The sequence below is a fragment of the Sphingomonas quercus genome (assembly GCF_018863195.1).
GTDB lineage: Bacteria > Pseudomonadota > Alphaproteobacteria > Sphingomonadales > Sphingomonadaceae > Solisphingomonas > Solisphingomonas quercus.
On the sequence record NZ_JAHKRT010000009.1, the window covers coordinates 55,698 to 68,744 of the forward strand.

General features: G+C 68.0%; 12 protein-coding genes. 6 read left to right on the plus strand and 6 right to left on the minus strand.

Going from position 1 to position 13,047, the window contains the following annotated elements; translation table 11 throughout:
• Positions 1 to 24 precede the first annotated feature (24 nt).
• Positions 25 to 1,851 (minus strand): DUF885 domain-containing protein, encoded by a 1,827-nt coding sequence (locus KOF26_RS15495; protein WP_216327098.1) that lies wholly within the window; start codon positions 1,849 to 1,851, stop codon positions 25 to 27.
• A 166-nt stretch (positions 1,852 to 2,017) separates the two neighbouring features.
• Between KOF26_RS15495 and KOF26_RS15500 the strand changes: the two genes are divergently transcribed.
• The gene (locus tag KOF26_RS15500) at positions 2,018 to 3,040 is read left to right on the plus strand and encodes a hypothetical protein (protein ID WP_253201501.1); all 1,023 of its coding nucleotides are present in this window, start codon (positions 2,018 to 2,020) and stop codon (positions 3,038 to 3,040) included.
• A gap of 50 nt (positions 3,041 to 3,090) precedes the next feature.
• Positions 3,091 to 3,447, plus strand: a complete 357-nt coding sequence (locus KOF26_RS15505) for a hypothetical protein (protein WP_363182274.1) — start codon at positions 3,091 to 3,093, stop codon at positions 3,445 to 3,447.
• 28 nt (positions 3,448 to 3,475) lie between these two features.
• On the opposite strand, the gene KOF26_RS15510 is transcribed toward KOF26_RS15505, so the two are convergent.
• The gene (locus tag KOF26_RS15510) at positions 3,476 to 3,907 is read right to left on the minus strand and encodes an Lrp/AsnC family transcriptional regulator (protein ID WP_363182275.1); all 432 of its coding nucleotides are present in this window, start codon (positions 3,905 to 3,907) and stop codon (positions 3,476 to 3,478) included.
• Positions 3,908 to 4,056: 149 nt separating this feature from the next.
• Here KOF26_RS15510 and ald point away from each other — a divergent pair, with 149 nt between their 5' ends.
• Positions 4,057 to 5,160, plus strand: coding sequence for an alanine dehydrogenase (gene ald / locus KOF26_RS15515; RefSeq protein ID WP_216327444.1), 1,104 nt, complete (start codon positions 4,057 to 4,059; stop codon positions 5,158 to 5,160).
• A gap of 32 nt (positions 5,161 to 5,192) precedes the next feature.
• Positions 5,193 to 6,317: a tRNA guanosine(34) transglycosylase Tgt gene (gene tgt / locus KOF26_RS15520; RefSeq protein ID WP_216327124.1), complete on the plus strand. Its 1,125-nt coding sequence runs from the start codon at positions 5,193 to 5,195 to the stop codon at positions 6,315 to 6,317.
• Positions 6,318 to 6,355: 38 nt separating this feature from the next.
• Here tgt and KOF26_RS17450 read toward each other — a convergent pair whose 3' ends face one another.
• The 3 genes from KOF26_RS17450 to KOF26_RS15535 all read right to left on the minus strand — a co-directional run bounded on the left by KOF26_RS17450 (position 6,356) and on the right by KOF26_RS15535 (position 9,452).
• The gene (locus tag KOF26_RS17450) at positions 6,356 to 7,387 is read right to left on the minus strand and encodes a GGDEF domain-containing protein (protein WP_216327128.1); all 1,032 of its coding nucleotides are present in this window, start codon (positions 7,385 to 7,387) and stop codon (positions 6,356 to 6,358) included.
• 99 nt (positions 7,388 to 7,486) lie between these two features.
• On the minus strand, positions 7,487 to 8,863 hold the full coding sequence (locus KOF26_RS15530; protein ID WP_216327131.1) for a DEAD/DEAH box helicase: 1,377 nt from the start codon (positions 8,861 to 8,863) through the stop codon (positions 7,487 to 7,489).
• 115 nt (positions 8,864 to 8,978) lie between these two features.
• The gene (locus tag KOF26_RS15535) at positions 8,979 to 9,452 is read right to left on the minus strand and encodes a hypothetical protein (RefSeq protein ID WP_216327134.1); all 474 of its coding nucleotides are present in this window, start codon (positions 9,450 to 9,452) and stop codon (positions 8,979 to 8,981) included.
• 93 nt (positions 9,453 to 9,545) lie between these two features.
• On the opposite strand from KOF26_RS15535, the gene KOF26_RS15540 reads away from it, so the two are divergent.
• Positions 9,546 to 10,964, plus strand: a complete 1,419-nt coding sequence (locus KOF26_RS15540) for an FAD-binding oxidoreductase (protein WP_216327136.1) — start codon at positions 9,546 to 9,548, stop codon at positions 10,962 to 10,964.
• 29 nt (positions 10,965 to 10,993) lie between these two features.
• Positions 10,994 to 11,773 (plus strand): SapC family protein, encoded by a 780-nt coding sequence (locus tag KOF26_RS15545; protein ID WP_216327139.1) that lies wholly within the window; start codon positions 10,994 to 10,996, stop codon positions 11,771 to 11,773.
• Between the two features lie 302 nt (positions 11,774 to 12,075).
• On the opposite strand, the gene KOF26_RS15550 is transcribed toward KOF26_RS15545, so the two are convergent.
• Positions 12,076 to 12,924, minus strand: coding sequence for an N-formylglutamate amidohydrolase (locus KOF26_RS15550; RefSeq protein ID WP_363182276.1), 849 nt, complete (start codon positions 12,922 to 12,924; stop codon positions 12,076 to 12,078).
• Positions 12,925 to 13,047: the final 123 nt, after the last annotated feature.

Consider the following 13,047-nt stretch of genomic DNA (forward strand, 5'->3'; position numbering starts at 1 on the left):
GTGTCATGCCGGGCGCCGGACGGGTCAACCGCGCCGGCCGCCCCGTGACCATTCGTCGACCACCGTCGCCATCACCGACAGCGGCATCGCTCCGCCGAGCAGCACCGCATCGTGGAAGCCCTTCAGATTGAAGCGCCCGCCCATGCGCCGTTTCGCCTGTTCGCGCTGGCGCGCAAATTCGAGATGGCCGATCTTGTAGGCGCAGGCCTGCCCCGGCCATGCGCAATAGCGCTCCACCTCGCGCCGCGCGTCGTCCTGTGTCTCGCCGGCATTGTCGATCATATAGGCGATGGCCTGCTCGCGGCTCCACCCGAGGGCGTGCATGCCGGTGTCGACGACGATCCGGCAGGCGCGGAACAGCGAAGCCTGCAGCATGCCGAGCCGGCCCAGCGGGAAATCGGCATAGACGCCCATCTCGTCGGCGAGCTGCTCCGCATAGAGCGCCCAGCCTTCATTATATGCTGCCGAGCCGAGCAGCTTGATCAGCGTCGGGATGCCCGCATCCTCGTTGGCGATCGAGCCCTGCAGGTGATGGCCGGGCAAGCCCTCATGATAGACGGTGGAAGGGAGGAGCCATTTCGGCCAGTTCGCGGTATCGTGCAGGTTGAAATAGATCGCGCCCGGGCGCTTGCCGTCGATGCTGCCCGATTGCGAATAGGCGCCCGGCGCGCCCAGCTCGATCGCCGGGGGAATGCGCCGCACCTCGAGCGGTGTCCTCGGCAGCGTGTCGAAATAGGCGGGCAGCCGGCGGCGCATGTCGGCCAGCCGCGCCTCGATGTCGCCGAGCAGCGCGGCGCGGCCGGCGTCGGTGTTCGGCCACAACTGGTCCGGCTGCTTGCCGAGTGCGGTGATGCGCTGGGCGACGCTGCCCCCCGCATGGCCCTGCGCGCGCATCAGCGCATCCGCCCGCGCGCTGATTTCCGCCACCTGCGCCAGCCCGACCTTGTGCGCCGCTGCCGGAGACATCTCGGTGGTGGTGTGGAATCGCAGGCACATCGCATAATAGGCCGCGCCCTGGGGCAGCCGGCCGACGCCGGCCATCGCGGCGGCGCGTGCCCTCAGGCTGGTCATCGCCTCGATCTGGCGGGTGAGCGCGGCAGCGAGCGGCCCATCGACGATCGCCACCGCCTGTGCCTGCCACTCGCCCGGCACGGCGGCGGTGACGGCGCGCGCGGCGAGCGACCTGACCAGCCCCGCATTCTCGCCCCTGTCGGCGCGAAGCGCGTTAAGCTGGACGAGGGCGCGATCGATCACGAACCCGGGCGGCACCACCCCGCGACCGGCATCGGCAATGGTCGTTGCGGTGTCCTGATCGACGAGGCCGGGCAACGAGGCGAGGCGCGCGAGATAGGCTTCGCAATCGTCGCGATTGGCGATGACGTGCTGGGCATGGAGGAAGTCCGGCACTGACACATAGGCGCCGGTGAGCTGGCTGACGGCGTATGGACAGGGATAATTATAGCCATTGTCGACCACGCCGTAGGGGAAGGCGGCGATGCGCGCGGCGGCATCCGCATTCCAGCGCGCGGTATCGAGCCAGGCGCGGTCACGCCCGCCCAGGCCGTCGCGCGGCGCGGCGGCGAGTGCCGCCTGCGCCTCGAGAAGCGGCTGGTAGAGGTTGAGCCGATGCGCGCGGTCGCGGCTGTCGAGCCGCGACTTGAGCGGGGCATGCGCGCCGCTGTCGAGGCCCAATGTCGTCGCCATTTGCGGCGAGGCGGCGAGGATCTTCTCGAGGATCGCGTCATATTGCGCGCGAGGGGCCGGCCCTGTCGCCTGCGCCATGGCCCGTCCGGTGCCGCCCGCGAGCAGGGCCAGCGCGGCACCCGACTGGAGAAACTGCCTGCGGTCCACGATCCGGCCCTTCCATCAGGGAAAGCGCCTGTTCATCGGAGACCGGGCGAGGCGCGTCAAGGCCGGCTCATCCGATATCGGACATGGCGGACTGGCCGATCGGCCAGTTGTTCCTCAGGAATTTGTTCTCGAAATGTTCTCACCGCCTCGAGCGGGAGAACGAAGCGTGGAGACTGTCACCGAACTTAATACGGATGAGGTTGCCAGGAGACTGAAGGTTTTTGCGCTCTGGGTGCGAACGGGCGAAGTGCCGCCAGCCGGCGAGCGCGTCGAAACCGGGTTCAAATCCTGGCAGGACCCGGAGAAGAAGCGGCTCATCGTCGTCGGCGCGGCCCGGAGCCATGACGGGGAGGAGGGCGGACGCCGGGCGTCGCTGGCCGGCGGCGTCTGCCGGCCGGACGGCGAGGGTGCGCAGGCCGGCCTGACCAGGCGGGTGCGGCGCGGCCGCGGCGGCAGCATCGGCCCGTTCCAGGACCCGATGACATTGGAGCAGAGCTTTCCGGGACTGGCTGGCGCGCCGAGCGGGGCTGTCATTGGTCTGGCGAACGACGCTGTCGACTTCTTCTTCGGGCGGGGAGCGCTGACGGCGGGGATGTCGCGCTACAGCAATATAATATTCGCACAGATCAAAGCCATCGACCCGGATTATCGATACGACTCATTAGGCGCCCCATCCACGCACGAAGGCTGGACGAACCAGCTGAACGACATGCGCTTCGATCGTGCCGTCGCGTTTATGCGTAAATTACGTGAAATTGAGCCGATGAAACTCGAGACATTGCGTTTGATGCAGAGACGAGCCGATATAGCTTACGAGGCAGGACTGAGGCAGTTGCGCGCAGGCAAGTTGAATCCACGTCTGTCAAACGAAGAGGCGTTGGGCAACTTCGTCGACCGCGAGGTGCGAAAGGCGTTGCGCGATAACTTCCGTAACTATGGTATCAATGAGGAAAGCGATCCCGTCATACGCGTAAACCGGCGCGAAAATTCGGTCAGCGAGAAGTCCTACAGAAGGCCGGACGCCCGGGTGGGTGACGCCGCCTTCGACGTGACACTCACGCGCAAGAACCTTGCTACGCCTCAGGTCCGCGGCTTTTTCAACGCCGATTTCAGGCCTGAGCAGGTGATAATCATACGCCCGAGGCAACTCAGCCCCGGTTCGAGCTACATAATCACTCGCCCGGAGTAACATGCATGAATGCACATCGAGGAAGCTCGTATCGAAAATATGTTCCATATGTGGCGAAGACCTACAGTGAAATATACGATCAGATCGGATCCATGATCTTGTTCGCCCCGACATTCATCGACAAGGCGGGCGACTTCCCCCACCGCAACATCGACAGTGAATTTCACGTTCTCACCGAGAGTTTTGGCGTCGTCCGCAAGAAGCTCGGCGAGGATCGATATGCCGCGCTGATCGACCTCGCCGCGCGCGCGAAGGCCCTGTTTGCCGACGACCCGGCGGACGAGAATGGCAAAGCCGATCAGGGGCGCGCGCTGCTGTTCGAGATCGAGGGCATTATCCAGTCCGCCCGCCGGCGCCGCGTGGAAGCCCGGGAGAAGGATGGTGACGGCGAGATTAGCGGCGATTGATCGGCAGGCCTTCCGCTGCGGGCCGGCTCTACGCCTGTTCGACAACAGCGCGGATGCTGATCTGTGATCGCAGTCGTTCGACGCCGGGAAGGACCGCCAGCACGTCGCGGTGAACACGCTCGTAGCTGTCGTCGGCAGGGATGGCGAGCTTGACGTTATAGTCGATTTCGCCCCCCATCAGATGCGCTTCGACGACCTGCTCGCAGCGCTTCAGCGCGGCCTCGAAGCGCTCCAGCGTTTCTTGTCGCTGGTCGGTCAGCGTCACCGATACGAAGAGGGTGGAAGGCATGCCCAGCGCCTGCGGGGAGAAGCGGACGCGATAGCCGCGGATCAGCCCCTCTGCCTCCATCGCCTTCACCCGCCGGTGAGCGGCCGATGCCGAGAGGCCGACGCGCTCCCCGAGCTCCACGCCGGTCAGCGCGCCGTCGCGGCGGAGTATGGCGACGATCTTTTGGTCCATCCTGTCCATGGTCGCGATAATATCCTGCGAAAGCCGGTTCGGCCGCAAGAAATTCGCGCGACCGTATCATCGGAGACCAACTGCGATAGCAAATCCCGCCGGAAACGCGCTATCTCTCGCCAGACGGGGTGGGCATCGGGAGGATGATGATGCGGATCGGCGTGCCTAAGGAAATCAAGGTCCATGAATATCGCGTCGGCCTGACGCCGGAGGCGGTGATGGACCTCGCCCATCGCGGGCATGAGTTGCTCGTCGAAACCGGGGCGGGGCTGGGCATCGGATTCGAGGACGGCGATTATGAGAAGGCCGGCGCGCGGATCATCGGCGATGCCGCCGCGATCTTCGCCGAGGCCGAGTTGATCGTGAAGGTGAAGGAGCCACAGCTCCATGAGTGCGCCATGCTCCGCGCCGACCAGACCCTGTTCACCTACCTCCACCTCGCCGCCGACAAGCCGCAGGCCGAGGCGTTGATCGCCTCGGGCGCCACCTGCATCGCCTATGAAACCGTAACCGAGGATCGCGGCGGCCTGCCGCTGCTGCGCCCGATGTCCGAGGTCGCGGGCCGCATGTCGGTGCAGGTGGGCGCGCACAGCCTCGAGAAGGAACAGGGCGGTCGCGGCATCCTGCTCGGCGGCGTGCCGGGCGTGGCGCCGGGCAAGGTCGTCATCCTCGGCGGCGGCGTGGCCGGCGTCAACGCGGCGCAGATGGCGGCCGGCGCGCGCGCCGACGTCACCATCTTCGACATCTCGACGGTGCGCCTCGCCGAGCTCGACACCATGTTCGAGGGGCGGGTGAAGACGGCCTTCTCCAATCACGGCGCGATCCTCGCCGCGCTGGCCGAGGCGGACCTGGTCATCGGCGCGGTGCTGATCCCGGGCGCCGCGGCCCCCAAGCTGGTGACCCGCGACAACCTCAAGCTGATGAAGCGCGGGGCGGTGCTCGTCGACATCGCCATCGACCAGGGCGGCTGCTTCGAGACATCGCGCCCGACCACCCATGACCATCCCACCTTCGAGGTGGACGGCATCATCCATTATTGCGTGGCGAACATGCCCGGCGCGGTGGCGCGCACCTCCACCTTCGCGCTCAACAACGCCACCCTTCCGTTCGTCCGCGCCATCGCCGGCAAGGGGCCGGAGCAGGCGATGGCGCAGGATCGCCACCTCGCCGCCGGCCTCAACGTCTCGGGCGGCAAGATCCGCCACCAGGCGGTGGCCGAGGCGCTGGACCTGCCGTTCGAGGCGGTGGGATGACGTGAGGCGAGCGGGATGGCATGGGGCGTCCCATGACCACCCCCCGCTTTCAGTTCACCATCGCCGCCACCGACGGCAAGGCGCGCACCGGCACCATCGCCATGCAGCGCGCCGAGATTCGCACTCCCGCCTTCATGCCGGTTGGCACCGCGGCCACCGTCAAGGGGATGAAGCCGGCGAGCGTCCGCGCGACGGGCGCCGACATCATCCTCGGCAACACCTATCACCTGATGCTCCGCCCTGGCGCGGAGCGGATGGATCGCCTCGGCGGGCTGCATGCGTTCATGGGCTGGGACCGGCCGATCCTCACCGACAGCGGCGGCTATCAGGTGATGAGCCTGTCCGCGCTGACCAAGGTGACCGAGGAGGGCGTGTCCTTCGCCAGCCATCTCGATGGCTCGCGCCACATGCTGTCGCCGGAACGCTCGATCGAGATTCAGCGGCTGCTCGGCTCCGACATCGTCATGGCGTTCGACGAGCTGGTGCCGACCACCACCACGCGCGACCAGCAGGCCGCGGCGATGGAGCGGTCGATGCGTTGGGCGCGCCGGTCCCGGGCGGCGTTCGACGCCGGCGGCGCGCATGCGGAGCGGGCCGCGATCTTCGGCATCCAGCAGGGCGCGCTCGACGAGGGGCTGCGCAAGGCCTCGGCCGACGCGCTGCTCGATATCGGCTTTGACGGCTATGCCGTGGGTGGCCTCGCGGTGGGGGAGGGTCAGGAGGCGATGTTCGCCTGCCTCGATTACGCGCCCGGCCAGCTCGATCCCGCCAGGCCGCGCTATCTGATGGGCGTCGGCAAGCCGGACGATATCGTCGGCGCGGTGGAGCGCGGCATCGACATGTTCGACTGCGTGCTGCCGACCCGCTCCGGCCGCAACGGCCAGGCCTTCACCTGGGACGGGCCGCTAAACATTCGCAACGCCCGCTTTGCCGAGGATATGACCCCGCTCGACCCCGACAGCCCCGCGGCGCCGTGGAGCAAGGCCTATCTCCATCATCTTGTCCGCTCCGGCGAGATGCTCGGCGCGATGCTGATGACCGAGCATAATCTGTGGTTCTACCAGCAGGTCATGCAGGGCCTGCGCGATGCCATCGCGGCGGGGCGGCTGCGGGAATGGGCCGACGCCTTCCGGGTGCGCTATCGAAAGCCCGCCTGAACAACGGCATCGCACGCGGGGCGGCCAAGGTTCAGATCCTAGGCCGCCGCCTGCTCCTGCCCGGCAGGCCATGCCACGGCGACGCGGTTTCGCCCGCCGGTCTTCGCTTCGTAAAGCATCGCGTCGGCGCGATCGACGAGGTCCTGCGCGGTCTCGTCGAGGTTGAGCTGGGCGACGCCGAGCGACACGGTGATCCGGCCGACATCGCGATGGGATTGCTTGGCGCGCACCGTGCGCGAGGCGATGAACGCGCGAAACCGTTCGGCCAGCTCCGCCACCTCGGCGATCGAGCGGCCCGGGACGACGACGATGAATTCCTCGCCGCCCCATCGCGCCGGGAAGCCTACGCCGTGGCAGAAACGCTCCAGGCTTTGCGCGACCAGCCGCAGCACCTCGTCGCCCATGCGATGGCCGAAGCTGTCGTTGAAATGCTTGAAATGATCGATGTCGAGGAACACCGCGGCAAGGCAGCGCATCTCGACCCGCGCGCGCAGGATCTGCGCGTCGAGATAATCAATGCAGGCCTTGCGATTGGCGAGCCCGGTGAGCGGATCGGTGCGCGATTCGGAGCGCGCGATCTCCAGATCGGCCTTGAGCCGGTCGATCTGGTGCGAGGAATTGGCCAGGTCCTTTTCGAGGCGCTTGGTCTTCTGCATCATTGCGTTGGTGGCGCGCACCATCTCGGCGAGCATCGCGCGCTGCTTTTCCAGCGTGACGCTGCTCGCCAGCACCTGTTGCCCGTCGTCGAGGGCGACGCGATAGTCGCGCGTGCTGGCCTCGGTGCGGCCGACGAAATTCTCGAGCGCCTCGAGCTGGCGGCGCGCATCGTCGAGCAGGCGGTTGAGCGTGCCGCGGCCGCCGCCGCCGTAAAGCTCGCGCCGGACATTATCCATCGCGCGCGGGCTGACCCGGCCGGCCGTCCGCATGATGGCGTCGATCGCCTCCACCAGCTCCGGGTCGGCGCCGGTGACGTAGCGATACCAGAATTCATAATTGGCCGGGGTCGGCGGGATCTCGCCCGCGCTCATGAGCGAAGCGATGCGCTCCATCACGTCGCCGATGTGGCTCACGACTTCCCCTCCGATCGTCTCGCTGCCAGGCCCTCATCCAATAAGCCGCGGACAGGGAAGACTAGAGGTCAAACGGTAAAGAAATCGCGAACCAAGGAACTAGCTGGAGAATCCGTGCTTGAGGAACTCGGGAATCGGCCCGTTCCAACTGCCGTCGTCGCGCGCGACTTCGGGCTCGGCCGGCCTGTCTTCCTTCCGGGGGCGAGGCGCGGGCGTGTTCTTCTGGCTCGTTTCAATCGCGTCACGATCGGGCCGGCGCGATCCGCCGCGCCGGGCCCGCGTCGGCTTTTCTTCGGCGGGGCGCGCTTCGGCGGCAGGGCGCTCGGTGCGCTCGGTGCGGGCGGGGCGATCTGCCTTCACCTCGGGCGCGGCGAGGCGAGGGATGGGCCCGCCGGTCAGCTTTTCGATATTGGCCACCGCTTCGGCGTCTTCGGGCGTCGCCAGCGTATAGGCGGTGCCGGTGGCGCCGGCGCGACCGGTGCGGCCGATGCGATGGACATAATCGTCCGGATGCCACGGCACGTCATAGTTGAAGACGTGGCTGACGCCCTTGATGTCGAGCCCGCGCGCGGCGACGTCGGAGGCGACGAGGATATTGATTTCGCCGGCCTTGAAGCGGTCGAGCTCGCGCAGCCGCTCGGGCTGCTCCATGTCGCCATGGATCTGGCCGGCGCGGAAGCCGTCGCGCTTCAGGCTCTGCGCCAGGTCGCGCACCGTGGTCTTGCGGTTGGAGAAGATGATCGCCGTCTTCACCGCGTCATCCGCCAGCATCCGCGCCAGCGTGGCGCGCTTGTTGCGGGATGCGACCTCGACCAGCTTCTGGTCGATCGAGGTGTTGGCCGTCGCCGGCCGCGCCACCTCGACATATTTCGGGTTCGACAGGAACTTGTCCGCCAGCTTCTTGATCGGCGGCGGCATCGTCGCGGAAAACAGCAGCGTCTGCCGCGTCGCCGGCAGCTTGGTGCAGATTTCCTCGATGTCGGGGATGAAGCCCATGTCGAGCATGCGGTCCGCCTCGTCGATGACGAGGGTCGAGCAGCCCGACAACAGGATCTTGCCGCGCCCGAACAGGTCCATCAGCCGGCCGGGCGTGGCGATCAGCACGTCGACGCCCTTTTCCAGCGCCTTGGTCTGGTCGCCCATCGACACGCCGCCGATCAGCAGCGCCATGCTGAGCTTGTGGAACTTACCGTATTTCTCGAAATTCTCGGCAACCTGCGCGGCCAGTTCGCGCGTCGGCTCGAGGATCAGCGACCGCGGCATCATCGCGCGGGCGCGGCCATGGGCGAGGATGTCGATCATCGGCAGCACGAAGGATGCCGTCTTGCCGGTGCCGGTCTGGGCGATGCCGATGAGGTCACGGTTCATCAGCACGGGCGGGATCGCCGCCGCCTGGATCGGCGTGGGCGTGGTGTATCCGGCCTCGTTGACGGCCTTCAGCAGTTCGTCGGAAAGGCCGAGATCGGCAAAAGTCATGCATTATCCGGTGAAAAGAGTGCGTGTCCGGAGGCGCGCAGGATATTAATCGCTAGGACAGAGCAGGCGGCTTTTGTCAAGCTGATGCGCGTGCCGGATGCGGTGGCGCGGCACTTCAGCGCGCGCGGACGGGCACCATCAGCTTGAATCGCTCGATCACGCATTGCCCGCCGGAACGGGTATGCACCTCGTCGCGATCCGCGCAAATCTGCCTGTTGGGGCCAGGGCGGAGATAGAAGCCGCCGTAGAAATCGAGCGCCGGGCATTCATCCTCCAGCTCCGCGCGCAGGCGCATGCCGCCGCGCAGGATCAGGTCGACGCTGTCGCGCGCCGTGATCTGCGCGCCGGCGATGTCGTCCAGCGGGATGCAGCGCGGGCCGCGGCGCTCGCGCCAGCGGGTGATCGGCGCCTCCGCCGCCTTGGCCGGCGCCGGCACGGGTACCCGCACGATGACGCGCTGACGGATGGTGATCGACGCCTGGGCCATCGCCACGCCCGCCCACGCCCAGGCGTCCGCGTCCGGTTCGGGCGCGGGAGCGGGCGTGGCCGCGGCGAGGAAGCTCGCCAGCAACGGCACCAAAGCGATCATGATTCGGCTCTCATCGGCCAAAAGGGCTTTGGTCAAGCCGGTTGAATGATGGATGAATTGGATGGGCGCGCACCCGCGTCCTATAGACGCCCGATGACCGACTTGCTCGACCGACTCGCCCGCAGGCTGGGACCGCGCGGCTTCACCGCCGATCGTGACGCGATGGCGCCGTGGCTGGTCGACTGGCGCGGGCGGATGCGGGGCCGGGCGGCGGCGCTGGTCTCGCCGGCCGATCGCGACGAAGTCGCCTTCGTCGTCGCGGCGGCGGCGGCGGCGGGCGTGCCGGTGGTTCCGCAGGGCGGCAATACCTCGATGGTGGCGGGCGCCACCGCCGACGATCCGGATGCGCTGATCCTGTCGCTGCGGCGGATGAACGCGGTGCGGCGGGTCTCGCCGGAAGATAATATGCTCGTCGCCGAGGCCGGCACGATCCTCCACGACGTCCATGTCGCGGCAGAGGCGGCGGGGCGTCGCTTCCCGCTGTCGCTGGCGGCGAAGGGCTCGGCCACGGTGGGCGGCCTCGTCTCGACCAATGCCGGCGGCACGCAGGTGCTGCGCTTCGGCCCGATGCGCGCGCTGGTGCTCGGCATCGAGGCGGTGTTGCCCGATGGCGGGCTGTTCGAAGGGCTGTCGGCGCTGCGCAAGGATAATCGCGGCTATGATCTGCGCCAGTTGCTGGCCGGCGCCGAGGGAACGCTGGGCGTGATCACCGCGGCCGCGCTGCGGCTGGTGCCGGCGGCGGGCAGCCGCACCGTCGCCTGGGTCGGCCTTGCTACCGCGCAGGACGCGCTGGTGCTGCTGCGCCAGCTGGAAGGCGCGACCGGCGACGCGATCGAGAGCTTCGAGATCGTGCCCGCCGACGCGCTGGAGCTCGTCCTGCGTCACATTCCGGGCACCCGCGCGCCGCTGGCCCGCGGGCATCGCTGGCATGTGCTGATCGAGGCGGTGGCGCCAAAGGGCGCGCCGCCGGTGCCGCTCGACGAGGCGATTCTCGCCACCGGCCTTGCCGAGGACGCGGTGATCGCCACCAGCGAGGCGCAGGCGGACGCGCTGTGGCGGCTGCGCGAAAGCATCTCCGAGGCCGAGCGCATCGACGGCATGGCGGCCAAGCACGACATCGCCGTGCCGGTCTCCGCGATGCCGGGGTTCATGGCCGAGGCGCGCGCGGCGGTGGAGGCGCGCTTCGCCGGGGTGCGGGTGATCGCCTTCGGCCATCTCGGCGACGGCAATGTCCATTTCAACGTCCGCGCCCCCGCCGGCGCCGACGATCGCGCCTGGTTCGCGCAGCAGGGGGCGGTGGTCAGCGCCTTCGTCCATGATCTCGTCACCGCGGCCGGGGGCACGCTGTCGGCCGAACATGGCATCGGCCGGCTGAAGCGGGCCGAGTTCGCGCGGCTCGCCGATCCGGCGCGTCTGGCGGCGATGCGCGCGATCAAGAATGCCCTCGATCCGGGCGGAATCATGAACCCGGGCGTGCTGGTGCCGCTTGCCGAAGCGCCGTCTCTTTCATAGACGGCCAAAGTTCCTTCAGGAGATTTTCGTTGGCTAGCAATCCTCAGAGCGGTCTGCCGCTGTTCTACAACGGGCTCGAGCCGCTCTCGAGCCAGCAGCATGCGGAGTGGAAGTCCCGCCGGGTGGAGGGCGCGCCCTTCCTCGTCGGCGCCCACGCCATTCCCGTGACGGTGGAGGAGATCCCCACCGCTCAGCGTTATTTCCCGATCGTCTTCTCTTCCGGGCCGGACGCGGTGCCGCTGGCGCTGATGGGCCTCAACGAGGGCGTGAATACCTTCGTGGACGAGGCCGGCAAGCTCACCGACAACGTCTATGTGCCGGCCTATGCGCGCCGCTATCCGTGGATGCTGGCGCGGCTGTCGCCCAACGCGCAGGACCTGTCGCTGTGCTTCGATCCGACGACCGAGGTAATCGGCCCGTTCGAGGATGGCGAGCCGCTGTTCGTCGACGGCCAGCCGACCGACGAGGTCAAGAACATCCTCGGCTTCTGCGAGCAATTCGAGATGGCCGGCCAGCGTACCGCGGCCTTCATGAAGGAGCTGACCGACCAGAAGCTGCTGATCGACGGCGAGTTCACCATCCAGCAGGAAGGCTATCCGCAGCCCTTCGTCTATCGCGGCTTCCAGATGGTCTCGGAAGAGGCGCTGCAGAACCTTCGCGGCGATGTTGCCCGCAAGATGGTGCAGTCCGGGATGATGGCGGTGATCTTCGCCCATCTCTTCTCGCTGCAACTCATCCGCGAAGTCTTCGCCCGCCAGATCGAGCAGGGCAAGCTGCCGCCGCAGCAGCTGCCGGTCGCGCCGCTCTGATCCTCGCTTGAACGGGCGGCACCCGCCCCTCATATCCGCGCCGCCGCCCCGGGGAATGCCCCGGGGCGGCGGTCTGCGTTCGGATGATCGTCCGCCCCGAGGCCGCTGATGCGCATTTATCGCGCTCGCAACGAAAAATTCTGTCCCGGCTTGAAACCATCTGACGTCTGACCTATTTATGTGATGACGTGCGGGGCGTGTCCCCCTTTCGCGACCCGCCGTTAGCGCGCCTCCCCGGCGCGCTTCCTCCCTGAACCTTGGCCACCTCGTGCCGTTGCGCACGAGGTGGTTTTTTATGGCTGTTATTCGGCCGCGATGGACTGGACGGAGCCGAGCGCGACCGCGGCCAGCGCTGCCGTCATCCGCGCGACGAGCGCGGTCATGTCGCCAAGGCCGAGGCCGGGCGTGCGCAGGTCCGGCGCGAGGTAGAGCGCGCGATCAATCTCCAGCTGCAACGCATGGATGTTCGCTTCCGGCCGGCCGTGGCGGGCCAGCGTCTCGCCGCCGGCGTAGGGCGTGTTCGCGGCGTGGACGAGCCCGGCCGCCCGGGCCTGCGCGGCCAACACGCCGCGCCCCCAGCCGGCGGCGCTGCGGCCATGGCGGTCGCCGGTGACGAGCTGCGGCGGCTTGCCGAGCCGGCCCGGCGGCAGGGGCGGCATGGAATGAAGATCGAGCAGCACCGCCACGCCGAATCGCGCACGGGTCGCCGCCAGCAGCGATTCGATCGCGCCATGCCAGGGGCGATGATCCGCAGCGATCCGCGCCGCCACCTCGTCCGGCGCGAAGCCCCGCCGCCACAGCTCCGCGCCGCCGGGTCCGCGTCGCGGGATCAGGCCGAGGCCGCCGCGGACCTTGGCGGTCTCGTCGATCTGGGCGGCGGGCGGGGCGGGATCGATCATCGTCCGGTCCAGCTCGCGCTCGCCGCGATTGAGGTCGATCCAGGCGCGGGCGCGGCGCGCCACCAGCGCCACCGCCCCGCCTGCCACGGCCGCTTCGATCAGCAGATCGGCGTGGCGATCTTCCAGCGCCTGCAACGCATGCGTGCCGACGCGAGCGGCGGCGAGAAGAGGGGGCGGATAATCGCGGCCGGCATGCGGCACCGTGATCACCACCGGATGGGTGGGGATGGCGGGCCCGAGGCGTAGAAACACTGGCTCCGCCCCGCCGGATTCACTAGGCGACGTGATCACCCGTTCGTGGTAGGCTAAGGATGATCCATGGCGCAATGGGGAAGGGCGCCAGCATACCCGATTGTTAACCTGGCGGCATGTACG